The organism is Fischerella sp. JS2, from assembly GCF_032393985.1.
Classification (GTDB): Bacteria; Cyanobacteriota; Cyanobacteriia; order Cyanobacteriales; family Nostocaceae; genus Fischerella.
Window position 1 is genome coordinate 5,827,903 of record NZ_CP135918.1, and the last position, 23,771, is coordinate 5,851,673.

The window sequence follows — 23,771 nt, forward strand, 5'->3', positions numbered from 1 at the left end:
AGTTGTTGATTATTGGTGGTTAGTGGTTAATTAGCAATCGGTATTTTTCCCATTCCCCATTACCCTTCGGGTTCGCTAGTTTGCCATCTGGCACCAAGCCAAGACGGCAAGTAGTCTCACCGATAACCACTAATAAGTGACTAAGGCTTCTTGTCTGGGTTTGGCTCCGAAATGCTGAATCAATAAATCTCGCAATACAGGCAGTAAATCTTCACAGGGGACGCCTTTTTGGACGCAGGTTCCTAGATGGGCTTCTTTGCCGACTTTACCACCCATGTAAATATCAACCCCTTCTACAGCTTTGCCGTTTTTGCGGGTTTTGGTTCCCATCAAGCCGATATCTGCAACTTGGGGTTGTCCGCAGGAGTTGGGGCAACCAGTCCAATGAATTCGCACCGGACGAGTTAGTTCTAAATCGGCTTCTAAGGCTTTGATTATCCCTAAGGCGCGGTTTTTGGTCTCAATCAAGGCAAAGTTGCAAAATTGAGCGCCTGTGCAGGAAACGAGCGATCGCGTTAGTGGTTTAGGATCAATACTAAATTTTTCTAGCAATGGTTCTGCTAAAAATAACACTAAGCGCGAATCAGGAATATTAGGGATAATAACGTTCTGCTCAACGGTCAACCTGATTTCACCATTGCCGTACACATCCGCTAAACGTGCGATTTCAAACATGTCTTCGGCTGTCAACCGACCAACAGGAATGTGTAATCCTACGTAGTTTAATTCTGGTTGTTTTTGTTTGTATACGCCGATATGGTCGCGTTTTTCCCAATCAATTTCGTCTTTAGGTGCTGCTGGTAACAACGGCTTACCCAAACGCTGTTCGACTTCTGAGCGGAATTTCTCTAAACCCCATTCGTCGATTAACCACATCAGCCGCGATTTTTGACGGTTAGCACGTAAGCCGTGATCGCGGAAAACTTCTAAGACGGTTCTACATACGGCAACTACATCTGCTGGTGGAACCCAAGCATCTAGGGGAATGGCAGCTTCACAGCGTTTAGCGGAAAAGAATCCACCCACGAGAATGTTGAAGCCAAAGACTTTATTGGTGGAGTGATAGGGAGGTGGGGAACTCGGGGCCCCCACTCCCCCAAGGGAGTGGGGATTAGGGGCAGTGGGGAGGTAGGAAGGTGGGGTGAAATCTTTCTCCCCATCTCCTAATCTCCCTATTCCCCCATCTTCACGGAAGGCAGGTACAAAAGCTAAATCATTGATCTCCGCATGAACAGAATTATCGCGTCCGCCGGTGATAGCAATATTAAACTTCCGTGGTAAATTAGTAAACTCTGGGTTGCCTTCGCCTTTGTTGGTAAGCATGTCTTGAATTTGTTGCACCAACTCGCGCGTGTCGAACAACTCATCGGCATCTAATCCTGCCACGGGATCGCCAGTAATGTTGCGGACGTTATCCATTCCTGACTGCACACTGGTTAAGCCCACTGTATGAAATTTATGGAAAATTTCTGGTAAATCCTCAATCCGAATGCCTCGTAATTGAATATTCTGCCTAGTAGTAATGTCAGCACTGCCATCATCACCATAACGCTGCACTACTTCAGCTAGTACTCGCATTTGAGCAACTGTGACAATACCATTTGGCATCCGCATCCGCATCATAAATTTGCCTGGAGTGACTGGGCGAAAAAATACTCCCACCCACTTCAAACGATGCTCACGATCAGTTTCGTCCATTGCCTCCCACCCAATGGAGGCAAATTTCTCTATCTCTGCTTTGACGGCAAGTCCATCTTTTTCTGCCTTAAATTTCTCGAATTTATTGAGGTTGGCCGTGATGGTAGTTACTGCTTCTGTCATGATTAATCATTCAGTCAATGGTCATTAGTCATCGTCATTAGATACTGGCCATTAATCGTCGGTCATGTGACTTTGGATTTAGGATTTTGGATTGATGCTACGGATTAATCCGCTTTCTTGTACCATCAAGGAATTATTAATTATTAGCCTTCTTAAAAAGGACTCAAATATTCGGTCAGTTGGTCAATTCTTTTGGAATACTGAATCTTAATCTTGATTCACATGCATTTAGGTTAAAGTTGTAAACACATAAAAATCGTATAGCTTGTTACGAAATATCTGCAAAAATGCACATAATGTATCAAAAATATGCATTTAGTGCATTAAATCTAACCCAAAAATAGCCGTAAAGCTCTTAAATACTTGCGTTCGCAAGTTTTTGTTGTGTGTTGATTATTGTGTGTTGATTGTTGTACGCTGCGGGAAAGCAACAACCGCCAAAGATTAAAATCCTTTGCTTATATAAAGCTAAAGTCCTCTCAAGACGACTGATAAAGTAGCCACCAACAACTGCAACCGTTATCAGTTATTCAGTTATCAGAATAATTCCCAAGGTGATAACTGTACCCTACGGGAAGTCTATGAGCGCGTCTACACTGTCTACTATTAACTGATTGACAACCACTAACTACTAATTACAAACAGTGAATAATATCAACCAGCTTTTATTGCAAGCACAAGCAGCACAAGACACTGCTGACTGGCAGTTGTTAATTTATTATCTGCATAAGTTAGTTCTAGAAAAGAAACCAAAAAACTTAGAAATACTAGAAAATGAAGCAGAAATACTGAAATTAGCACTTTCAGTTCTGGCAATGGGGGATTTTCAGCAACGCTGGGAAATAGCCAAGGTGATTAAATATCTGGGAGCGATCGCTATTCCCTCACTGATAGAGATATTGACAGATGAAGAGGCGGAAGAAGAACTGCGCTGGTATACAGCACGGCTTTTGGGAGAATTTCAGCACCCTGATGCAATTTCTGCCCTAATAGAATTACTGAAAACAGAAGATGACGAAGACCTCAGGGCAATGGCAGTATCCGCACTAGGACAAATGGGTATACTTGCGATTGCTGCCTTAACAGAACTTTTGAGAGATAACGAAACACGTTTGTTGGCAGTGCGATCGCTTTCCCTGATTCGTCATCCAGAAGTTATTACACCTTTGTTGAGTGTAGTAGAAGATACCTCAGTGGCTGTTCGCGCTACTGCAATTGAAGCTCTTGGTAGCTTTCATGATCAACGTGTACCACCAGTACTGATACGAGCTTTGGATGACATTGCTGCCCCAGTGCGGCGAGAAGCTATACAGGGTTTGAGCTTCCGTCCAGAATTACGCGACACATTAGATTTAGTTACAAAACTGCAACCCAGGCTCTATGACTTTAATCTGGAGGTTTGTTGTACAGCCGCAGTTGCTTTATCACGTATAGGTGGTGACGATGTTGCTAAGTATTTATTTCAGGTACTCATGTCACCCCATACACCAGTAAAATTACAAATGGAATCTATCCGCGCTTTAAGCTGGATGGAAACGCCTTCTAGCTTGGAATATCTCTGTACAGCGCTTAACCAACTAGAATCAGTGGCACTATGTCAGGAAATAGTAACTGTTCTAGGACGAATCAAACAACCACAGTTGACGCCAATAGCAACGGAGATATTATTAGCAATATTGCAAAAACAACACTCAGCACTCGAAAATGCCGCATTCAAAGGAGCCATCGCTTTATCATTAGGACAATTAGGCAGAATCGAGACTAAAGAAGCTTTAATTACCCTAACAAAAGATGCTGATGAACTAGTGAGACTACATGCGATCGCAGCCCTGAGAAATCTTGAGGTGAGAAGAGAGTGAAGGGGATGGGGGGAGTGTGGGGAGTGGGCGTTGGGCATTGGAAATAACCAACAACTAACCACTAACTACTAATATACAGACGCGATGTTCCTCGCGTCTGTACCCACTAACTACTAACCACTAACTACTAACAATCAACTACCAACTATTCGCGTAAATAAGTAAACACAAAAATTGTCGTTTTAATTGCGAAAATTCATTAGATGTAACAAACTCTACTAAAATGTTGCTACAAATACGTTAACTTAGTCAAAGCCATAAATGTAATGCAGGCTACACCAACATGCGACTAGAGCAGTTGCAAGCCTTTCTAGCGATCGCGGACACCGGTAGCTTTCAAGGGGCAGCAAGAAAATGTAGTGTTACCCAATCGACTATCAGTCGCCAAATCCAGGCACTGGAAGCAGATTTGGGGTTGGAATTATTTCACAGAACTGGTCAGGCAAAGCTGACACTGGCTGGTGAACGCTTGTTACCCCGCGCCCGCAAAATTTGCCAAGAGTGGCACACAGCCACCCAAGAGATAACAGATTTAGTAGCAGGAAAGCAACCTGAATTGTGTGTAGCTGTGATTCACTCGCTGTGTGCTTACTATTTACCACCAGTATTGCAACAATTTTGTCACGATTATCCCAATGTGCAACTGCGGGTAACATCCTTGGGTAGCGATCGGGCTTTAAAAGTCCTGAAAGATGGGCTAGTAGATATGGCGATTGTCATGAATAATCGCTTTTTAACTGCCGGCAAAGAAATGGTGGTAGAAGTTTTATATGATGAACCGATAGAAGTTCTGGTCGGAGCCAATCACCCTTTAGCCCAGCATGAACGTATTCCTTGGTCAGAGTTAGTTCGTTATCCGCAAGTTGTATTCAAAGATGGTTATGGAATGCAACGTCTAGTCCAAGATCGGTTTGAACGCCTGCAAGCTACACTCCAGGCAGTTTTAGAAGTCAACACTTTGGACGCTTTCCGGGGAGTTGTGCGTCAGGGAGAATTAGTAGCTTTACTACCTAATTCAGCATTAGTAGAAGCACGTCAAGACGCAACCCTCGCGGTTCGTCCCTTAGCTAATAATAGTTCTGCTGACAACCCTAATTTGACTCGCCGAGTTGTGATGGTGACAACTCAAGACCGTTTGCAAATTCCTCCTATTCAGCATTTTTGGGAGTTAGTAAGGGAAAATGTACCACCACAAGTTACTTTAGAGCGATCGGCCTGTTAATTGATAGTAGTTAGTTGTTGACTTTATAACCACTAACCACTAACCACTAATGTACAGACGCGATGAATCGCGTCTCTACTCACTAACTTTTGACCTATGAGCAATACATTTCGAGATTTACTGAAAAAGGTAGGCAGTGGTAATCATACGGGAGAAAACTTAACTCGTGAGGAAGCTGCTACTGCAACTAGGATGATGCTGCTGGGTGAAGCGACACCAGCCCAAATCGGGGCTTTTTTAATTGCCCACCGCATTAAACGTCCTACAGGAGAAGAGCTAGCAGGGATGCTAGATGCCTATGATCAGCTTGGGCCTAAACTGGCATCTATATCTTCTGTGCGACCAGTGATGGTTTTGGGTATACCCTATGATGGCAGAACCCGCACAGCACCGATTAGCCCGATCATAACGTTATTGTTAGCCACTGCTGGACAACCAGTGGTGATGCATGGAGGCGATCGCTTACCAACCAAATATGGTTTACCTTTAGTAGAAATTTGGCAGGGTTTGGGGGTGGATTGGACTGGATTAAAGTTGGAAAAAACTCAGCAGGTGCTTGAGAAAACGGGAATTGGCTTTGTTTATACACCTCAGAATTTTCCCTTAACACAAAGTATTTGGGAGTACCGTGACCAGTTAGGTAAGCGCCCACCTTTTGCTACGATGGAATTAATTTGGTGTCCTTATGCTGGCAATGCCCATATTGTCGCCGGGTTTGTCCATCCTCCCACAGAAGCTATGTTTCAAGATGCTTTAGCTAGACGGGGAGTAACTAAGTTTACAACCGTAAAAGGATTAGAGGGTAGTTGTGATTTACCACGCGATCGGACTGCTATTATTGGCTTGTTAACGCCTGCAACCAGCAATGAAATAGAAAGATTGCATTTGGTTCCCCGTGAGTACGGCTTTACTAGCAAAAATGTACCCCTGGGTACTACAGTTGAACTAGTAGGAGATATGCAAGCTGTACTCAAAGGCATACCTTCTGAAGTGATGGACACAGCTTTATGGAACGGTGGGTTTTACTTGTGGCGTTCTGGTATTTGTTCAGATATGGCAGCAGGTATTGCAAAAGCCAAAGAATTACTGGCAACTGGTGCAGTAGCAGCCAAACTTCAAGAAGTTACTCAGATAGTCCAGAGTCTACATTCCCCAGTCTATAATTCCAGGTTACTGACTATTGACAATTGACTATTGACTATTGACCAACAACCAAAATTAACCCTTCACGCGCAATTAAGGCTTCTGGAAAAGTAGCTGCAATTTCTATTTGCACCCGATCAAGCCAATCATCGCTATCGTCAGGGTGATGGTGAGAAAACACTATTTGCTTGATGTTAGATGTAATAGCTAAATCTACAGCAGTTTGCCAGTATGAATTATCAGAATCAGTTTTGTGGAATGTGAAAGGAGTGCTGATATTAGTAATTAGCAAATCAACTTCTTTTACTAGCTGTTTGATACTTTCTTGCTCAACTGCATCAATTTCCTTTTGTAAATCAGTGACATAGGCAACACTATAACTCTGCCAACTGATTTTATAGCCAATAGACTTTTGCGTTTTATTAATTAGTGCTGTTGTAATTGTGACATCATCTAGCTTTACTACCTTACCTGGATTCAGGTTGTGAAACTGCAATTCCGATTGCATCACCTGTAAAGGATAAGGAAAGTGGGGTAACAGCATCTGATCATAAAGACATTGCTTGATCGAAGCTCCATTTGAGGCTGCTGTTCCATAAATGTGAAATCTATTTTCAGGAATAAATGCTGGGGCAAAGAATGGAAATCCCTGGATACGATTTGATTGGGAGTTAGTAAAAAATAAATGAGCTTCTATAGGCTGTTGTTGTTTTAGCCAACTTTTACCAAGTACACGTAAACCAGTACCTCCATCAAAAACGAGGTGTTTGTTGGCTAACTGCATCTCTACACACGCAGTATTGCCACCATAACGACTGGTATTACTCCCTGGGGTGGGAATTAAACCCCGTACACCCCAAAATTGCACTACGAATTTTTCCTCATGGTTAGGGACTTGAGTAGCTAGCTTCTGCTTTACGTAGCTTTGGGGAGACGACAGCTCAAAATTTGACATCTTTTTTGCGATTAGGTCTTACTTAGCAGGTCATCATAGTAGCGAATTTCCAAAATACAATTTTTTTCGTCCACAATGACGATAGTCGGAGAGTAAGTTTTTAACTCTTCTGTAGTAAACTGCCCGTAAGACATTATAATCAAGCGATCGCCTGTAATGCCTAGACGTGCTGCTGCACCATTGAGTTCAATCGCCCCAGAATTTGCCGGAGCTGGGATCGCATAAGTAGTAAAGCGCTCGCCATTAGTAATGTTCACTACTTGAACCTGCTCATAAGGTAAGATACCAGCTTTTTCCATCAAGATGCGATCAATACTGATACTGCCTACATAGTTGAGATTCGCTGCTGTAAGAGTACAGTTGTGAATTTTTGCGAGAAGAAGGGTGCGATGCATTGCCTGTGGGGAATGGGATTGGAGACTGGGAATTGAGGACAAGGAGGACAAGGGGGAACTCGGGGTTCCCTGGAGGGGATTAGGGGGCGAAGGGGGACAAGGGGGAGAATAAACACTAATGCCCGATCCCTGATCCCTGATCCCCTTTATTTTTTACCGGCTTGAATGCATTTTTCAACTAGAGGCATAACTTGGTCAACATCATGCCAACCAAGAATTTCTGTCACCTTTTTTTCAAGATTTTTGTAAGTACAGAAAAACTCGGCTATTTCTTCTAACCGATGTGGGGCTATGTCTTTAATAGATTTGACGTTGGCATAGCGAGGATCTTTGTCAGGCACACAAAGGATTTTTTCATCGCGATCGCCACCGTCTATCATTTCTAACATACCGATGGGTCGTGCGGCAATTATACACCCTGGGAAGGTAGGTTCGTCCATAATCACCATGCCATCAAGTGGGTCTCCATCATCGGCTAAAGTGTTGGGAACAAAGCCATAATCATATGGATACTGCACTGATGAGTAAAGTACTCTATCTAAAGCAAAAGCTTGTAGCTCTTTGTCGTACTCGTATTTATTTTTACTTCCACCCACAATTTCAATCAGAACGTTAATTAGACCTGGCTTAGGCTGAGGGGGAATAAGGGATAAGTCCACAACAAAACTCCTGAGTTAATAGTAAAACATGGGCGGAGCCTTGGTTGGCTCCCCGTGTAGAATTTTAGGGCCAACAGGGACATATCCCAATAGGGAAAAAGAATCAAACTTTCAAAACCAAAGGGAAACACTGAAGAAACACAGGTGTGGGGGAGGAAAAGTTTTTATTTCCTCAGTAGCGGGTGATGTGCCGCCAGTGCGCCTACTCTTAAATGGGGAACGGGGAATAGATTTGTTCTGTTCTCTGTTCCCAATGAAGTTATTCCCTACTGAAAAGGGGCTTTTTATGAAGCAACAGTAGAAGGAGTCAAATTTTTCACTAATAACTTAGATGATGAACTGCGCGTTTCCCAGTTCAACACAGGCATTTTTTGCCAACAGTGACGGCAAAACCAATATATTTCGGAGCCGCGTATATGTAATAAAAGGGGGCCGGAACAGCAAGGACAGTAATTCATAATTGTTTGAAAAATTTTAACTTAAATGGGTTTATTGCAAATTAAAACAAATTCTTGATTAAGTAAATTGACATCAAAAAGACGACTTGGTGATTTAACTGTTGGTAGGTAGTGAAATATCTTGCATAACCGAGATTCAGCAAAAGTTGGGAAGAATCCTAAAGGTAGATTGCAGACAAATTACTCTCCTGTTAGTTTTAATTTATTTCTCGGTTATTAATCAAATTAATTATTCACATTTGTTCACGAACAGTAACTTTTCCCACCAATTTATTTGTCTATTGCCAAACAGAAAATTGTTTATCTATATATAATCATCACTTAATGTAAGGATTTGATGATATTTTTTTAAAATATTTCTAAATTATGTAATTTTTCTCAATTTTGCAGCGAGTGTTTATTGCTAAAATGTAAATATAAATAAAAATTTCTAGCTAACCATCTAATCGTAACTTCAGTTTCTGTCATTATTCATAAAATACTCACATTCATTTTCTATAATTATAAATAAAGTCTATGATCACTAGTCAATCTAATTTAGAACTAAGTTATGACTATCAAAAAATGTTTCTCCTATATCCCTATACCCCGAAGCCCATTTCTTGAGAGCTAATTAATAGTCCTAATTGTAAATAAATGCACAATATTTATAAACATTTATCTTTTTTATAGACCTGATAAATCAGATCTATACATATCTTTTTACCAAGGAAGAATTAGTATGTTTTATAAAATTTTGGTTGGCATAGACAAATCTGAAATTGGACAATGCGTTTTTAGTGAAGCTCTCGCTTTAGCACAAAAACTAAATGCTAGTCTAATGTTGCTTCACGTTCTCGATCCTTTTGATGAGCGTTACCCAAATTCTATAGCTTTACACACAGATACTCTCTATCCTAGTTTTCGCCCAGAAGCTGTCAATTACTACATGAGTCGCTGGGAAACACTCAAACAAGAAGGTATGGAATTTTTAAAGATTTTTTATGATCAAGCGATCGCTAGAGGTGTAACAACTGAATATACCCAGAATTTTGGTGAACCAGGTAGAGTGATTTGTGAAGTAGCTCAAAGTTGGAAAGCTGACTTAATCATGATTGGTCGTCGAGGTCGTCGGGGTATCAGTGAGTTCTTCCTTGGTAGTGTAAGTAATTATATTCTGCATCACGCTCCCTGCTCTGTTTTGACAGTACAGGGATTAATTCATGCAATTGAACCAAATCAACTAACTACAAAAACTTAAGTAGATTGATAATTGGTAGATACTTGGTAATAGGTAGTTGCTATTTTTCCTGATAATCCATTACCTGATATAGGACTTACGCAAATCTCTCTGAAAGCCTCTTTCTTAGTGTTCTTTGTGTCCTTTGTGAGTCCAGCCCCTCAAAAAGGCGGTTTCCGTCACGTAGACACGTTCGCGTAGCGTGTCGCTTTGCAACTCAGTGGCTTAAGGTAAGGCTAGGGGGACTGGCGTAGACGCCCGTAAGGGCGGCTTCAAGGTAGAGTACCCGGAGGGCGGTTCGTTTTTCCGTTACTACTGCGTAAGTCCTAAGATATTTATAACTTTTCAACATATTTAGCATTAAAATAATTTATTTTTATTTTTATAACAATGTTGAATAAATTACAACATAGCAGTAATAAATAGAGTATTGTATAAGTTTCAAAAAGAATCATTTTGATATTGAAGTTTCAGCTATTTTGTGAGTCATAACTTACTAAACTGCTGCAATAAGTTGGTTTTTAGTAAGCTTTTTACTGCTTATTTTTAGCATTTAGGTGCTAAAGACCAATTCAAAAACTGGTGTAATTTTTTAATAAGGAGATAAAAAAATCCAATAGACTGCATAAAGAAACTAGTCAATATCAACTAGAAATTCTTGTTGCAACTAAAACTTGTAATTGAATTTATTATTAAATTCGTATTTCAGCCAGATCTCTACTGCAATAAGAACCACAACTAAATACAAGATTTCAGATTGATAGCCGGAATTGATTCCACGGCTATTCCTACAAGTTATTGAGACTGGTACAAGATGAGAAGTGAGAACAGAAATTTTTGCAAATACATAATCCTATTTGTTCAATATTTTTTCAGATAACTTTGAGTGGAAGTAAATTTTTAAATTGATATTGTCCAGATAATGTAGGGATAGAACAATATATTAGTATTCATTTGTTGCATATTTAACTAAAACGATTGACATTAATTTCTTTTAATGTCACCCATTTATTTTGATAAGTCAGATAATGCTATGAAGCGAAGACTAATAGCCTAGTTAAAATAGGATTATGTGTTGATGACTCACTTAATTCTCTCCCTAAAGAGTATGCTGCATTTAAGGAGTCCACATATGAATAGATATGCTTTGCTGTCACACTCACAAATCAGTAAAGTATTGGTGTTGACAAATTTCAAGGAAAGACTTTCCAGATTTAAAATCCAGAGGTATCAATGAATTTTACTACTTTTAGCAAACAGACAAATTCATATAAATTACTTAAACAAAGACCACAATGGCAGGGAGAGAGTATTATGGACACCAGTATTGAAACTGAAGATCTAATCATACCAGATTCTTCAGCAGATACAGTCATTTCCAGTCACTCAAATCGCGGTCGTGTGGCTATTTTTATTGATGGCTCAAGTCTATTTTATACAGCTTTACAACTTGGAATTGAAATTGATTATGCCAAACTACTTTGTTGCTTAACTGAGGGTGCCAAACTATTGCGTGCATTCTTCTACACTGGTGTGGATCGCAATAATGACAAACAGCAGGGTTTTCTATTGTGGATGCGTCGTAATGGTTATCGGGTAGTTACCAAAGAATTAGTCCAGTTTCCCGATGGTTCTAAAAAAGCCAATCTAGATGTAGAAATGGCTGTAGATATGATCAATTTAGTCCCTTACTACGATACTGCGGTTTTAGTGAGTGGGGATGGAGATTTAGCCTATGCTGTGAATGCGATCGCTTATAAAGGAGTACGAGTAGAAATTGTCAGCGTCCGCTCAATGACTAGTGATAGCTTAATTGATGTTGCCGACTGCTTCATTGACCTAGATACAATCAAACAACACATTCAAAAAGACTCTAATTCTGGTTACAACTACCGTCCTCTATCAAACACCAGCGTACAATAAATATTTCCTGATCAATTCATCCTCATCTATACTGGTATCTTGCCAGAGCAGTAGATATTTTCTGGAGTAAACTGCTCTTAATTTATTCTGTGCATTTTACTCGCCTCTAACTCCAATGGATATTTTAATCGTTGAGGATGAACCAGAAATTGCTCAGTTAATCCAACACTCTTTAGAAAAAGAAGGATTTGTTTGTCGTATCTGTCGCGACGGCCACACCGCCTTACGGATGTTTCAAGAGCAACCTCCAGACTTAATTGTTCTGGATTTAATGATTCCTGGCTTGGATGGACTGGAAGTTTGTGCCAGAATTCGTCAAAAACCGGGGGCAAAAGATCCTTACATATTGATGCTCACAGCCAAAGGTGAGGAAATAGATCGCGTTATTGGCTTATCTACTGGCGCTGATGATTATATGGTGAAACCTTTTAGCCCAAGAGAACTAGTTGCCAGAGTGCGCGCTCTTTTGCGGCGTAGTCTGCGGGGTGGGGGTCAACATCAAATTTATCGTACGCAACATTTTACAGTAGATGTAGAACAACGTACTATCAGTCGTCAGATAGATTCTCAGCCACCAGAAATTCTAGAGTTAACAGCTTTAGAATTTAATTTGTTGAGTACTTTGATCAGTAGTCCTGGTAGAGTCTGGAACCGCAGCCAGCTAATCGACAAACTTTGGGGTGATAATTTTTATGGTGATGAACGGGTGGTAGATACTCATATAGCGCGGTTGCGGAAAAAAATAGAGCCAGATCCTGCTAATCCCACTTTTGTTAAAACTGTTGTAGGCATAGGCTACAAATTTGAAGACTCTCATGTAGTGTGAAGTTTAAATGATTAACAAGGGTCGGCGATCAACAAAGTCCTTACCTTTGGCAACTCGCTTATTTTTCTCCCACTTGGTAGTGATGATTGTAGGGGTACTTACCCTTGTAATCATCAGTAAACTTTCTTCTCCGCGTTTTTTTGTCCTGCACTTACAGCAATTAGAAAAACGAGGTTATAGATTATTTAATGTCCGTACAGAATTAGTTGACGGATTTGAAGGTGCCTGGAGACGCAGTACTATCTGGTCAGTTATAGTCGGTGGTACAGCAGCAGGAGGATTAAGTTTCTGGGTTTCTAGGCGGATTATGCAAGGTTTAACCGAGATGGAAAAAGTTACCCAGGAGTTTGCCAAAGGAAGACTAAATGCTCGGCTACCGATGTCCGACATTCCAGAACTCAACAGACTGGGGACAAGTTTTAACCGTATGGCAGCCAGCTTAGAAGGGGTAGAAACGCGGCGACGGGAATTAATTGGAGATATGACTCATGAATTGCGGACACCCCTGACAGTAGTACGTGGTTATTTAGAAGAACTAGCTGATGGGAGTATAGAACCTTCCCCAGAAATTTATCTGCGGTTAGTTAGAGAAACTAAGCGCTTAGAACGTTTAGTAAATGATTTGCAAGAACTTTCCAAGGCAGAAGCTGGTTATTTGCCAATTAATATCCAGTCTGTAAATATACGTCCTTTATTAGAGTCACTAGTGGCTAGATTTGCCGATCAATTGCTCGAAGATGGCCCGATTCTGCAACTAGAGTCTTCACCCCAGCTACCCTTTGTCTTAGCAGATATTGATCGAATAGAACAGGTGTTAGTGAATTTAATTGGCAATGCAGTACGCTACACAAATCAAGGCAAAATTACTATCCGGGCTTGGGTTGATGACTCAAGACTCTGGATAGCAGTTATTGACACAGGTATGGGAATAGCCCCAGGAGATTTGCCTCATATATTTGAACGCTTCTGGCGAGCTGACAAATCTCGCGATCGCCACTCTGGTGGTACTGGTATCGGTTTAACTATCTCTCGCCGCTTAGTAGAGCTACATGGTGGCTATATGGAAGTAGAAAGTGAACTCGGAGTGGGTAGCACTTTTCGTTTTTGCCTACCTTTATCTTCAAGTTCAGCGCAGGGTTGAGAGAGCTTTGATACTATTGGTGTGTTGCATTCTCTTTCCAAATTAGTATGACTTAACCTCAAACAATCTCCTGCAACCAGTCAGTTTAAGTAACACTGTTGAGGAAATTGTGAGGTAACTCCAACAGCTTCGCCAGTCTCCGTGTCATTGAGGCACAACTATTCCTTCTCAATCATTCTATTTTGATGTGACCGATGGCTAGAAGTGGACGTTGCACAACAGAAATATGAATAAGAGCGATCGCAATGAAATCTTCTAAGATGTGTAATTAATTTTGTCTAACGCACTTTATACAAATCGAATAGTTCTCCTGATTGCCGTGCAATCACTTTACCACCAGCAGCTTTGATTATTTTTTCCCACTCTGCTACCGGCTCTAAAAACACCTCAGCACCCAAATAAGTTTCCAAAACTGCCCAATCTTCAGCTAACGGTTGTTCGGGATTGAGGATGTCAAAGACGAATTGTCCGCCTGGTTTCAACACCCGTTTGACTTCCACTAACACAGCACTCCAATACTCAAGTGGAAAATAGCAGCTAAATCCTGTGGCAATCACTAAGTCAAACCGATCACTAGAGTAGTTTAACTGATGAGCGCCACCTAACTCGACACCTTTGAACAGCTTTGAGTTCAACTGCGAACCACGGGAATTGAGAGCATTACACGCTACAGTACTGATTTCTTGTCCATAAAAATACGCTTGCCAATCTCGCCAAGGATAGATCAAAAAGCTGACACCGCAGCCTATATCCAAACAGTGCTGGTTCTTTTGTGGTTGGGCTATTTCCCAAAAACTAGAAACTATTTTTGCCGCCAATATCCCACTCATCCACTCCCGATATATTGGCATTGCCTGCACTTCTGCTGGTACTTCAAAGGATTGATTTTCATATTGTCGGTTAAAGCGATATGCTACTTGTGCTAACCTCACTTGCCATTGATCTGAGTGATGCATATTGCTTTTATTAAGCTTTTGAGACGATTTGTTGGACATAATATGGCACTTAAGGATCTCTAAAAAATAAAATATCGGTTCCTGATCAAATATATTTTGGGTGAACCCAACAACTGATACCAATTCCCTTTAAACGTGAAACCTATTTGTGTTGTAGAGACGTGCTATGGCATGTCTCTACAGGATTTAAATTATCGTGATTAACGTGAAATGGTGTAAGTCCTGTTTTGAGATGACAGGTGTTTTAGTGAATCAATTATCTAAGTTAAGCGTAAAAACTTATGACTTCACAAAAGTCCACTCTAAAGTTTTTATCGGTGCAGTTTGCAGCGCTTGAGATAGTTCGCTACTACTTGCAAATTGCAACTGTTCCACATAGCAAGCTTCCACACTCACAGTAAATTCCTTTTCCTGAAAAGGCCAAGGAGTGACAGTGAGATTACCGTCGCTGCGTTGCATAACATCATAGCGCTTACCATCTGATAAAGTCGCAATCTCTAAAGCACGTTCACCTACAGGTATCATCCGATTACAGAGAATAAGTGAGAGGCGATCGCACCACTGAAAAAATTCATAAGCTTTCACAGCATCATCTTTTGTAATATTTAATTCCTGACGCCATTGCTCTTGATTCTTTAACTGTTCATCTAGAAACTCATCTAACTCTGGTAATTTGCCACGATTACCTTCGTGTAAAAAACTCATATGCATAGAAACCATCATCGCTACCCAACGTCCCCGATAGCGGGCATTCTGGGTCAATTGCCGTATTTTTGGCACATCAATATCTGTAATCAAAGTAAAATCTAGGGGTGCGCCAGCTTCAGTAATGTTTTTTTCTTCCCATTCTTTTTCCAAATCATCGTGATGGGAAATCGCTGCAATTGTCTCTAGCCAACGTATAGGACGTTCTTTTGCATTCCAATGTCCCGCAATTTCGGCAGCCAGCAAAGCATGGGCGCGATGGTAAATTATTTCCCAACCCTTTTGGTGTTGATTCACAATCATGAATCAGTCTCGATCCTTCGTGTAATATGAGTTAGCTTCCCAATCTTGCATGAGTAAGGACTGTTCACTCATCTGCCAACAGCACGAAAATCAAGTGCCACTATGGATAAATTGACATCGAAAAATTGGATTTTTATCAATCAGCGACTGACACCTTATTTATTTTTGTTGCCTGCTTTGCTAATTCTGGTACTTACTGTCTTTTGGCCCGCACTACAAGCGTTTTACCTCAGCTTTACCCGTTACGAATACGATTTAACCCAGACACCTGCATGGATTGGTATTGCTAATTTCCGCCGCCTATGGGTTGATCCTGTTTTTTGGCAAACCCTGGTAAACACTATGCTTTATCTTGTAGTTGTCGTGCCGATTTTAGTCATAGCCCCCTTAGCACTGGCAATTTTGGTCAATCAAAAACTGCAAGGAATGCATTGGTTTCGAGCTGCTTACTATACCCCCGTGGTAATTTCGATGGTAGTGGCAGGAATTGCTTGGCGATGGTTGTATGCTGAAAACGGCTTACTCAATCAATTACTCAAAGGCATTTTCCCAGAGGGAATTCCCTGGTTAACTAGTCCCCGCTTTGCCCTTTTCAGTGTTATGGCTGTGACTGTCTGGAAAGGATTAGGCTACTACATGGTGATTTATCTAGCGGGGTTGCAATCGATACCAAGTGATGTATATGAAGCAGCAGCTATAGATGGCTCTGATGGCATCAACAAACACTGGGATATCACTGTACCCTTGATGAAACCTTATCTAGCTTTAGTAGGAGTTATTTCAGCAATATCCGCTACTAAAGTATTTGAAGAAGTATACATTATGACTCAAGGCGGGCCACGTAATAGCTCAAAAACAATAGTTTATTACCTCTATGAACAAGCATTTAATAATTTAGAAATTAGCTATGCCTGTACAATTGGGCTGGTACTGTTTTTGATCATTTTAGGATTATCAATTTTACGACTATCAATTAGCGGTGCTAGTGCTTGATCCTTGTCATCTCTGACTCATCGATTCTGACGGCGAAATTCAGCAGGTGTAAAACGCATGGGTTTTTCTGGGTTCCAAATGCCCAGTCCCATGATTCTTGCCCATTGTTGGGCGCGTTCTAAACTTTGATCATATTTGTGGTTAGGCGATCGCCCTACAAACAAAGCCTGACCTTCTTTCACCAACTGTTCATTTAACAAAACTTTATCCTTCCACACATAAGCCAGAATCCGCCCAAATTTATCTTGCCCTTCCACATCAAACTCCAACGTCACAGAGTCTCCTTTGTCTCCTTTAATTAGTGCTTGCAAGTGTTCTTTTGCGGCATTTCCCCAAGGGCGCTGTTGCAAATCCGGTGCGTCAATACCCAGCAGACGCACTTGGGAAATTAAATTAGGTTGGTCGCCCATCCCAAGTACTTCTAAGGTTTGCCCACTTACTACCTGTGCAACTTTGACCTGTACCTGTGCATTTTCAGAAGATTTGCTTCGAGGTTGACAAGCAACAACTAAAAGTAATAAGCAAAATAAAATTACAATTTTTTTCATTTATCTTGTTCAGAGGTTAGTAGTTAATGGGTACAGACGCGATGAATCGCGTCTGTACATTAGTAGTTAGTGCTTACTACCCCTGCCACCCCTCACACTCCCCATTGCCCCTAATCCCCTCCAGGGGGCCGGTGAGTTCCCCACCTCCCCAATCCCTACTCCTCATCTAACGGCAAACCTGCCCGCACTTTCCCCTTGCCAAAATAGCGTCCAAACTGAAGTTCATAGACTTCATCTTCTTCTTGCGTCTCTACTTCCAAGTCGGAACGGGCATAACTAACACACAACAGCGCATAGCCTTGCTGGCGCAATTCTAGGGATAGCCCTACTGCTTCCGGTTGGTAAATTTCTCCTTTCAGCACCCGTACAGCACAGGTGGTACAAGCCCCATTGCGGCAAGAAAAAGGCAGTTCTTTCCCTTGTTTTTCACAACTGTGCAGGATGTAGCGGTCATCAGGTACTTCTAATGTGTGTTTTATGCCTTTGGCGCGATCATGAACTGTGATTTTATATGTCTGGGACATGTTGATTTTGAATTTAAGATTTTTGAGTAATTTGATTGCAGTTTATAGAAGTATATTGTACAATTGCAGATCGTGACGCCTGGAGAGATGGCCGAGTGGTTGAAGGCGCAGCACTGGAAATGCTGTTTGGGGGCAACTTCAACGAGGGTTCGAATCCCTCTCTCTCCGTTAAAGCTTATATTGCAAGGATTTGAGCAATTAGCTAACTTAGAAGAGATTTAGCTAAATGGTTTAATCAATGGTGTAGTGGTTGAAGTAATCAAAAGCAACAGTGTCGTGCTGTCGCTGTCAGGATTGTTGCACACCTGTTAGGATAAGCGCGATCGCTTATTAAATGTACTGCCCCAGCATTGCTTTGCTCAAAAGCTGTTTATTTAGGGAAACTGTTGAATGTTTGCTATTTATGAAAAAAGTAATCATCATCGGTGGTGGAATTGGTGGTGCTGCAACTGCGCTTGCCTTAAGTCGTACTGGTTTTGAACCTGTAGTCTATGAGCGAACCAAACAGTTGCGAGAAGTTGGGGCTGGTATTGCACTTTGGGCAAACGCAACCCACATTTTAAAGCAATTAGATTTACTCGAAGATGCGATCCGGGTTGGCTGTCTCACGACAAATTACCAATTCAATTCGCAACGAGGTAAGGAGTTAGTAAATGTGCCTGTTGATGGCTTTGAGTTGCCTGTGATCGGCATTCATCGTGCTGAATTGCATCAGCTATTGTGGCGCAATGTACCCGGTGAGAAATTTATTTTGGGAGAAACTTTTGAGCGATTTCAGCGCCAGGGTAATCAGGTTCATGCCTATTTTGCTTCAGGTTTAAACGTTGCAGGGGATGCCTTGATTGGTGCAGATGGGTTGCGATCACAAGTCAGAACTGCTATTTTAGGTGACGAACCTCCCATTTACCGCAATTTTAAGACTTGGCGTGGTTTGACTGATTATATTCCAAGTACATATCGTCCTGGTTACATTCAAGAATTTTTAGGATGCGGTAAAGGATTCGGTTTCATGATGCTCGGCAAGAGCAAAATGTACTGGTATGCAGCAGCAAGTGCGCCAGAAGCACAACCGGATGCAGCAATTGGACGTAAAAAAGAGCTTGAGACGATGTATCAGGGTTGGTTCCGAGCTATTCCTAAATTAATCGCTGCTACGGACGAAGCTAATATTTTGACTACAGATTTATATGATCGCCCTCCAAAACAGCCTTGGAGTCAACAAAATATTACCCTACTCGGTGACGCTGCCCATCCGATGCTACCTACAATGGGACAGGGCGCTTGTACAGCCTTGGAGGATGCTTATGTCGTTGCCCAATGCCTGCAAGCACAACCAGATCCAAGTATTGCTTTTCAACAGTATGAGTCTGTGCGTTTTCCACGTACTAAGGTGATCGTTGAACAATCTTTGCAATCCAGTAAAATGGGCGAATTGAAAAACCCGATAGCTGTGGGATTTCGCAATACTTTGATGAAGGTAATGGGTTTATTAATCAGCAACAGTTTCCAGTCTCTTCATGCTTACCGAGCCTAGTGATTCGATTTTGAATTTTATGCCAAAAAAGTAATGGCGATCGCTTTTGTACTCAAAAAAGTAGTGTGCGATCGCCTTCTTGTACTAGCTTTTTTGTTCCATATAACTCAATAACCAATTAGCTGCTGTTGCCCTGCGAGTTTGTCGAGGGCCAAATTCCCCAATTTTATAACCTTTAAAACCCAGCTTTTCTTTAACTATTTGTTTATATTCTGTTGGGATAGAACGAGTCAATTTGACAGTTGCGGGGCGACTCTCAATAAAATCAGGTGGTTGTGGATACTCATCTCGCCATTCGGCAGATACTTCCTGATTATCCCACTTTGCTGTTACTGGATCATAGCGATAACCCAAACAATGCCATACCAATTGATTAACTGTAGCGTCATCAATTTCTTCGTTGAGAATTGCCCAAATGGTATCTGTATTGAGTGGTGGCAAATTAGACATAAGCAATTCAAAATTCCAGCAAAATTAAAGGATTTGAACTTTTACAAGTAGTCTACTGTCTAGGTTACTAGGTCAATGTCCAGAGATAGGCATGATTTTATCTCTATTTATCCCTATCGGAAGATTTATCTACCAAAACGATCAAACAAACTACAAGAAAGAGTAACCATTTTTGAAACTAAGCTTCAACTAAGTTAGGAGAAAGATTATGGCACTCGGTGATTTTTTTGGTAATATAATGGGCGGCAAGCAAAGACGTCGTGATGATGAGCGAGAATACCGCGATCGCGACGACGAAGACAGAGAATCCAGATACCGCGATCGCGACGACGAAGACAGAGAATCCAGATACCGCGATCGCGACGACGAAGACAGAGAATCCAGATACCGCGATCGCGACGACGAAGACAGAGAATCCAGATACCGCGATCGCGACGACGATGACGATGAGGATCGCGATTAAGTCATTGAGCGGTTATCACAAACATAAACTGATAACTGCTCACTGATAACTGATAACTGATAATTGTTAAAAGTTGCATTGTTTGTCCACAAAGCATGTAGACTGGAAATCGTAAAGAATATGCCGGTCAATGCAGAATCCTACACAGATGTCGCAGTCAATCCGCGCCCATTTATTTATTTCTGGCAGAGTTCAAGGCGTAGGTTATCGTTTTGCTACCGTCGATACAGCTAGTCAGCTTGGATTAAGTGGTTGGGTGCGAAATCTTCCCGATGGCCGCGTAGAAGCTGTTTTTGAAGGTGTGGAGGAAGTTGTAGAAGAAATGATTCGCTGGTGTCATCAAGGACCGCCTGCGGCGATGGTTAAAGATGTTGTTGTGGAATATGAAGAACCAGAGGGATTGAATAGATTTGAAGTTAGGCGGTTTGAGTAACTGTTGTCTCTAATGTGCCACAGCACCACCAGTCGGTTTGATTTTCTTGAAGAAAATAATTGCAATGCCACTTAGTAATAAAGAAATTCCAATAAAGTAAAAACAATCATTGAAAGCCATCACAAAAGCCTCACGACGCACGATATTATCAATAGCTTTAATCGCTTGGTCTTGTGCTGTGCTTAAATCTGCCCCTCGACTAACAAAATATTGTGTGAATTGATTAATTCGTTCTTGAGTTGCTGGGTTATATAGAGATACTGCTTCTCCCAGTCTGTTTGAGTGAAATTGTTCTCGGTTCGTTAATAAAGTTGCTAAGGATGCAATACCAATCGAACCACCCAAATTCCGCATCATGTTAAATAAACCACTCGCTGAACCAGCTTCCTGTGGCTTTAAACCAGCTGTAGCAATAGAAGAAAGCGGAACCATAATTAAAGGTTGTCCCATTGCCCTAACAAGTTGTGACCACCGCAATTGATCTAATCCAGTTTGATAGGTCATTGTAGAATTCATAAAAACACTGATAGAAAATAAAGCCACTCCCACTGCTACCATTAACCGCACATCAATTTTTTGCATTATTTTGGGAATGAAAGGAATAATAAATAATTGGGGTATACCTGCCCAAATTAACACTTCACCAATTTGTAGCGGATTATATTGTTGAATTTGGGCTAAGTATAGCGGCAATATATAAATTGAACCATACAAACCTACTCCCAAGGATACGTTAACAATACTGGCTAAACCAAAGTTACGTCTTCTCAAAAGTCGCAGATTAATAAATGGTTGTCTACGAGTTAATTCAATCCAGAAAAACAATGCGAGAAAAATTGCTGCGATTATACTTAAACGCACAATCAATGCAGAACTAAACCAATCTTTACGACTACCTTCTTCTAAAACAATTTGCAGGGAACCTAAACCAATTGCCATAGCAATAATTCCCCACCAGTCACCTTGTTTAAGTAAGTTAAGTTGGGGTTTATCTTGCTTAATTCCGTACCAAACCCCAGCTAACATCAACAAGCCAGGAACCATATTAATATAAAAGCTATACTCCCAACTGAAGTTTTCTGTTAACCAACCTCCTAATGTCGGACCAATTGAAGGTGCAAAAACGGCAGTTAGACCAAATGCAGCTAAGCCTATTGATTGTTTTGCGGGGGGTAAAGTTGTGAGTACAACTGTCATGGCAATCGGAATTAAAACCCCTCCTGTAAATCCTTGGGCAGCACGGAAAATAATCATAGACATGAGATTCCATGCCCAGGCACAGCATATAGAAAAAAAGATAAATAAGGCAGTGTTAACTAACAAATACCGTTTTAAACTAAATACTCTTGATAACCAACCTGTTAAGGGAATGACAACAATTTCTGCGACTAGATAGGCAGTAGAAATCCATGAACCTTCTTCTAAAGTTGCCCCTAAACTAGCTTGGATTTGTTGCAGTGAAGCATTGGTGATTTGAATATCTAGTACCGCCATGAATGCACCAAGCATACTAGCTAAAACACCAATCCATGTTCTTAGTGGTATTTGTTCAGAGGAAGATTGAATAACTGCGTTTTGTTTCGCCACAGTGGTACTCCGATGAGAGAATTGTAGGAGTGATACAATATTAAATTATCTGCATGAAAATAGAAGAGAAGAATACTAAGTTATCTCTGGAAGAGAGATGTAACTTAAATCCGATTATTTTAGTATCTAAAAATACTATCTCAAAAATTAACTAAATTATATTTTTTTAATGTACTTTACTAGATATGATTCCTCTTTCTACATAAATTGGACGTATTAATTGTCTTAAATTAGGCAACTGTTTCATAAAATATATAGAACCTAAAATACAAACTACTCCATCAATAATTAACGTATTGGTAGCACCAATGCGGTCAGCTAAGGCTCCTCCTAATAAATTACCAAAGGGGATAGTTCCCAAAAATGACATTGTGAATAAACTCATAACTCGTCCACGTTTTTCATCTTCAACAATTGTTTGTAAAACTGTATTGCCAGCAGCAACTTGGAAAATTGTTCCTAAGCCAACAAATAACATTGTGAATAAAGAAAGTGGTAAATAACGTGATAAAGAAAAAGCTATTAATCCAATTCCTAAAATTGCAGGTCCTACAACAATCAATCTCCCAAGCCCTAAGATAGTTTTACGTGATGCTAAGTAAATCCCGCCTGATAATGCTCCGACACCAGAAGCTGCCATTAAATAACCTAGTGTTTCCGCGTTTCCTTGTAAGATTTTTTCAGCAAAAACTGGAACGAGAACAGTATATTGCAATCCAAAAAAGCTAACTAAAGCTGATAGTAATAAGAGTGCCCGAATAGGTGGAAAGCCAAAGGCATATAAAAATCCCTCTTTAATTTGTTGTAAGGGATTACTCATACTTGTTACAGTTTTTTGAGGCTTAATTCTCATTGCTAATAAAGCAATAATGACGGCAATATAACTAAGACCATCAATTAAAAAACAATAAGCCGCACCAACACCAGCAACTAACAAACCACCAATTGCAGGCCCCACTAACCGTGCCCCATTAAACATTGTAGAGTTAATGGCGATCGCATTGGCTAAATCTTCTTTACGTTCAATCAAATCTGGCACAAATGCCTGCCGTGCAGGCGCATCAAAAGCACTAATAATTCCTTGAAACAAACTCAAAACAATGATGTGCCAAATATGAATCACACCAGTCAGCGCCAATATCGCTAACACCAATGTCTGGATCATTGAAAGTATTTGAGTGCCAATTAAGGTACGATGACGGGAAAAACGATCCACAAATACGCCACCAAAGGGAGCAAGAATGAAGCTAGGAATTTGACTGCTAAATCCCACAAGTCCTAGCATTAAAGGCGATTGGGTTAAACTATAAACTAACCAAATTGTGGCAGTTTGTGTCATCCATGTTCCAATCAAAGAGATACCTTGTCCAGCAAAAAACAGACGATAATTTCTTGACCTTAGTGCTGGTAATAGCACCTGTTTTTGAGTTTGTGTTTTCATGCAGGTTAATCTATAGATTTACCTAATTGACGATAATGAAAAGATTTCGCCCTCACCCCTCTCCATTGACGGAGACGGGAGTAATCGTCAGAAGGAAGTTGGGATTGGGGATTGGGGACAAGGTAAGGGAGGTGGGGAACTCACTGGCCCCCACTCCCTTGGGGGAGTGGGGAGAATAAATAGTACAAATGACCAATGACAAATGACAATTGA

At 40.9% G+C, this 23,771-nt stretch carries 22 protein-coding genes and 1 tRNA gene; 12 read left to right on the forward strand and 11 right to left on the reverse strand.

The window, feature by feature from the left end; genetic code table 11:
* Window positions 1–129: 129 nt before the first annotated feature.
* Entirely contained in the window at window positions 130–1,821 is a 1,692-nt protein-coding gene (locus RS893_RS25000; protein ID WP_315788337.1) for a ferredoxin--nitrite reductase, read from the reverse strand.
* A gap of 644 nt (window positions 1,822–2,465) precedes the next feature.
* On the opposite strand from RS893_RS25000, the gene RS893_RS25005 reads away from it, so the two are divergent.
* The 3 genes from RS893_RS25005 (at window position 2,466) to RS893_RS25015 (ending at window position 6,093) form a co-directional block, all read left to right on the forward strand.
* Window positions 2,466–3,680, forward strand: coding sequence for a HEAT repeat domain-containing protein (locus RS893_RS25005; protein ID WP_315788338.1), 1,215 nt, complete (start codon window positions 2,466–2,468; stop codon window positions 3,678–3,680).
* Between the two features lie 283 nt (window positions 3,681–3,963).
* Window positions 3,964–4,902, forward strand: a complete 939-nt coding sequence (locus RS893_RS25010; RefSeq protein ID WP_315788339.1) for a LysR family transcriptional regulator — start codon at window positions 3,964–3,966, stop codon at window positions 4,900–4,902.
* 96 nt (window positions 4,903–4,998) lie between these two features.
* A complete protein-coding gene (locus tag RS893_RS25015) occupies window positions 4,999–6,093 on the forward strand; it encodes an anthranilate phosphoribosyltransferase family protein (RefSeq protein WP_315788340.1) in 1,095 nt (364 codons plus the stop codon).
* A gap of 7 nt (window positions 6,094–6,100) precedes the next feature.
* Here the strand turns inward: RS893_RS25015 and RS893_RS25020 are convergent, their stop codons facing one another.
* From RS893_RS25020 to RS893_RS25030, 3 genes are all read right to left on the reverse strand, one after another.
* Window positions 6,101–7,000 (reverse strand): MBL fold metallo-hydrolase, encoded by a 900-nt coding sequence (locus tag RS893_RS25020; protein WP_315788341.1) that lies wholly within the window; start codon window positions 6,998–7,000, stop codon window positions 6,101–6,103.
* A gap of 11 nt (window positions 7,001–7,011) precedes the next feature.
* Complete coding sequence (gene panD / locus RS893_RS25025) at window positions 7,012–7,395, reverse strand: aspartate 1-decarboxylase (protein ID WP_315788342.1); 384 nt, start codon at window positions 7,393–7,395, stop codon at window positions 7,012–7,014.
* Window positions 7,396–7,541: 146 nt separating this feature from the next.
* Complete coding sequence (locus tag RS893_RS25030) at window positions 7,542–8,054, reverse strand: inorganic diphosphatase (protein ID WP_315788343.1); 513 nt, start codon at window positions 8,052–8,054, stop codon at window positions 7,542–7,544.
* A gap of 1,179 nt (window positions 8,055–9,233) precedes the next feature.
* On the opposite strand from RS893_RS25030, the gene RS893_RS25035 reads away from it, so the two are divergent.
* From RS893_RS25035 to RS893_RS25050, 4 genes are all read left to right on the forward strand, one after another.
* Window positions 9,234–9,752 carry a universal stress protein gene (locus tag RS893_RS25035; RefSeq protein WP_315788344.1) on the forward strand — a complete coding sequence of 173 codons (519 nt, stop codon included), beginning with the start codon at window positions 9,234–9,236 and terminating at the stop codon, window positions 9,750–9,752.
* 1,212 nt (window positions 9,753–10,964) lie between these two features.
* The gene (locus RS893_RS25040) at window positions 10,965–11,654 is read left to right on the forward strand and encodes an NYN domain-containing protein (RefSeq protein WP_315788345.1); all 690 of its coding nucleotides are present in this window, start codon (window positions 10,965–10,967) and stop codon (window positions 11,652–11,654) included.
* A gap of 115 nt (window positions 11,655–11,769) precedes the next feature.
* On the forward strand, window positions 11,770–12,480 hold the full coding sequence (locus tag RS893_RS25045) for a response regulator transcription factor (protein WP_315788346.1): 711 nt from the start codon (window positions 11,770–11,772) through the stop codon (window positions 12,478–12,480).
* Window positions 12,481–12,487: 7 nt separating this feature from the next.
* Entirely contained in the window at window positions 12,488–13,621 is a 1,134-nt protein-coding gene (locus RS893_RS25050; RefSeq protein WP_315788347.1) for a HAMP domain-containing sensor histidine kinase, read from the forward strand.
* 278 nt (window positions 13,622–13,899) lie between these two features.
* On the opposite strand, the gene RS893_RS25055 is transcribed toward RS893_RS25050, so the two are convergent.
* Window positions 13,900–14,616 carry a class I SAM-dependent methyltransferase gene (locus RS893_RS25055; protein WP_315788348.1) on the reverse strand — a complete coding sequence of 239 codons (717 nt, stop codon included), beginning with the start codon at window positions 14,614–14,616 and terminating at the stop codon, window positions 13,900–13,902.
* A gap of 240 nt (window positions 14,617–14,856) precedes the next feature.
* Window positions 14,857–15,585: a DUF3891 family protein gene (locus tag RS893_RS25060; protein ID WP_315788349.1), complete on the reverse strand. Its 729-nt coding sequence runs from the start codon at window positions 15,583–15,585 to the stop codon at window positions 14,857–14,859.
* Between the two features lie 102 nt (window positions 15,586–15,687).
* On the opposite strand from RS893_RS25060, the gene RS893_RS25065 reads away from it, so the two are divergent.
* Window positions 15,688–16,578, forward strand: coding sequence for a sugar ABC transporter permease (locus RS893_RS25065; RefSeq protein WP_315788350.1), 891 nt, complete (start codon window positions 15,688–15,690; stop codon window positions 16,576–16,578).
* 17 nt (window positions 16,579–16,595) lie between these two features.
* Here the strand turns inward: RS893_RS25065 and RS893_RS25070 are convergent, their stop codons facing one another.
* Together RS893_RS25070 and RS893_RS25075 are read right to left on the reverse strand one after the other, a co-directional pair.
* Window positions 16,596–17,126 (reverse strand): thermonuclease family protein, encoded by a 531-nt coding sequence (locus tag RS893_RS25070; protein WP_315788351.1) that lies wholly within the window; start codon window positions 17,124–17,126, stop codon window positions 16,596–16,598.
* Between the two features lie 155 nt (window positions 17,127–17,281).
* Entirely contained in the window at window positions 17,282–17,650 is a 369-nt protein-coding gene (locus tag RS893_RS25075; protein WP_315788352.1) for a 2Fe-2S iron-sulfur cluster-binding protein, read from the reverse strand.
* Window positions 17,651–17,731: 81 nt separating this feature from the next.
* Between RS893_RS25075 and RS893_RS25080 the strand changes: the two genes are divergently transcribed.
* Window positions 17,732–17,818: transfer RNA gene (locus tag RS893_RS25080), tRNA-Ser, on the forward strand.
* Window positions 17,819–18,053: 235 nt separating this feature from the next.
* Window positions 18,054–19,184, forward strand: coding sequence for an FAD-dependent monooxygenase (locus RS893_RS25085; protein WP_315788353.1), 1,131 nt, complete (start codon window positions 18,054–18,056; stop codon window positions 19,182–19,184).
* A gap of 84 nt (window positions 19,185–19,268) precedes the next feature.
* On the opposite strand, the gene RS893_RS25090 is transcribed toward RS893_RS25085, so the two are convergent.
* Window positions 19,269–19,634 carry a DUF1823 family protein gene (locus tag RS893_RS25090; RefSeq protein WP_315788354.1) on the reverse strand — a complete coding sequence of 122 codons (366 nt, stop codon included), beginning with the start codon at window positions 19,632–19,634 and terminating at the stop codon, window positions 19,269–19,271.
* A 208-nt stretch (window positions 19,635–19,842) separates the two neighbouring features.
* Here RS893_RS25090 and RS893_RS25095 point away from each other — a divergent pair, with 208 nt between their 5' ends.
* A complete protein-coding gene (locus RS893_RS25095; RefSeq protein WP_315788355.1) occupies window positions 19,843–20,097 on the forward strand; it encodes a polyribonucleotide nucleotidyltransferase in 255 nt (84 codons plus the stop codon).
* A 130-nt stretch (window positions 20,098–20,227) separates the two neighbouring features.
* Entirely contained in the window at window positions 20,228–20,530 is a 303-nt protein-coding gene (locus RS893_RS25100) for an acylphosphatase (RefSeq protein WP_315788356.1), read from the forward strand.
* A gap of 9 nt (window positions 20,531–20,539) precedes the next feature.
* Here the strand turns inward: RS893_RS25100 and RS893_RS25105 are convergent, their stop codons facing one another.
* Both RS893_RS25105 and RS893_RS25110 read right to left on the reverse strand, forming a co-directional pair.
* Entirely contained in the window at window positions 20,540–22,117 is a 1,578-nt protein-coding gene (locus tag RS893_RS25105; RefSeq protein WP_315788357.1) for a DHA2 family efflux MFS transporter permease subunit, read from the reverse strand.
* Window positions 22,118–22,283: 166 nt separating this feature from the next.
* Entirely contained in the window at window positions 22,284–23,558 is a 1,275-nt protein-coding gene (locus RS893_RS25110) for an MFS transporter (RefSeq protein WP_315788358.1), read from the reverse strand.
* Window positions 23,559–23,771: the final 213 nt, after the last annotated feature.

What these genes read in the sequence shown, in the direction of transcription:
- RS893_RS25040 (WP_315788345.1), top strand. Translation starts at nt 10,965, where the DNA reads ATGAATTTTACTACTTTTAGCAAACAGACAAATTCATATAAATTACTT.
- RS893_RS25045 (WP_315788346.1), top strand. Translation starts at nt 11,770, where the DNA reads ATGGATATTTTAATCGTTGAGGATGAACCAGAAATTGCTCAGTTAATC.
- RS893_RS25055 (WP_315788348.1), bottom strand. Translation starts at nt 14,616, where the DNA reads ATGTCCAACAAATCGTCTCAAAAGCTTAATAAAAGCAATATGCATCAC.
- RS893_RS25065 (WP_315788350.1), top strand. Translation starts at nt 15,688, where the DNA reads ATGGATAAATTGACATCGAAAAATTGGATTTTTATCAATCAGCGACTG.
- RS893_RS25100 (WP_315788356.1), top strand. Translation starts at nt 20,228, where the DNA reads ATGCAGAATCCTACACAGATGTCGCAGTCAATCCGCGCCCATTTATTT.
- RS893_RS25095 (WP_315788355.1), top strand. Translation starts at nt 19,843, where the DNA reads ATGGCACTCGGTGATTTTTTTGGTAATATAATGGGCGGCAAGCAAAGA.
- RS893_RS25000 (WP_315788337.1), bottom strand. Translation starts at nt 1,821, where the DNA reads ATGACAGAAGCAGTAACTACCATCACGGCCAACCTCAATAAATTCGAG.
- RS893_RS25035 (WP_315788344.1), top strand. Translation starts at nt 9,234, where the DNA reads ATGTTTTATAAAATTTTGGTTGGCATAGACAAATCTGAAATTGGACAA.
- RS893_RS25070 (WP_315788351.1), bottom strand. Translation starts at nt 17,126, where the DNA reads ATGAAAAAAATTGTAATTTTATTTTGCTTATTACTTTTAGTTGTTGCT.
- RS893_RS25060 (WP_315788349.1), bottom strand. Translation starts at nt 15,585, where the DNA reads ATGATTGTGAATCAACACCAAAAGGGTTGGGAAATAATTTACCATCGC.
- RS893_RS25110 (WP_315788358.1), bottom strand. Translation starts at nt 23,558, where the DNA reads ATGAAAACACAAACTCAAAAACAGGTGCTATTACCAGCACTAAGGTCA.
- RS893_RS25015 (WP_315788340.1), top strand. Translation starts at nt 4,999, where the DNA reads ATGAGCAATACATTTCGAGATTTACTGAAAAAGGTAGGCAGTGGTAAT.
- panD (WP_315788342.1), bottom strand. Translation starts at nt 7,395, where the DNA reads ATGCATCGCACCCTTCTTCTCGCAAAAATTCACAACTGTACTCTTACA.
- RS893_RS25075 (WP_315788352.1), bottom strand. Translation starts at nt 17,650, where the DNA reads ATGTCCCAGACATATAAAATCACAGTTCATGATCGCGCCAAAGGCATA.
- RS893_RS25020 (WP_315788341.1), bottom strand. Translation starts at nt 7,000, where the DNA reads ATGTCAAATTTTGAGCTGTCGTCTCCCCAAAGCTACGTAAAGCAGAAG.
- RS893_RS25090 (WP_315788354.1), bottom strand. Translation starts at nt 19,634, where the DNA reads ATGTCTAATTTGCCACCACTCAATACAGATACCATTTGGGCAATTCTC.
- RS893_RS25085 (WP_315788353.1), top strand. Translation starts at nt 18,054, where the DNA reads ATGAAAAAAGTAATCATCATCGGTGGTGGAATTGGTGGTGCTGCAACT.
- RS893_RS25050 (WP_315788347.1), top strand. Translation starts at nt 12,488, where the DNA reads ATGATTAACAAGGGTCGGCGATCAACAAAGTCCTTACCTTTGGCAACT.
- RS893_RS25010 (WP_315788339.1), top strand. Translation starts at nt 3,964, where the DNA reads ATGCGACTAGAGCAGTTGCAAGCCTTTCTAGCGATCGCGGACACCGGT.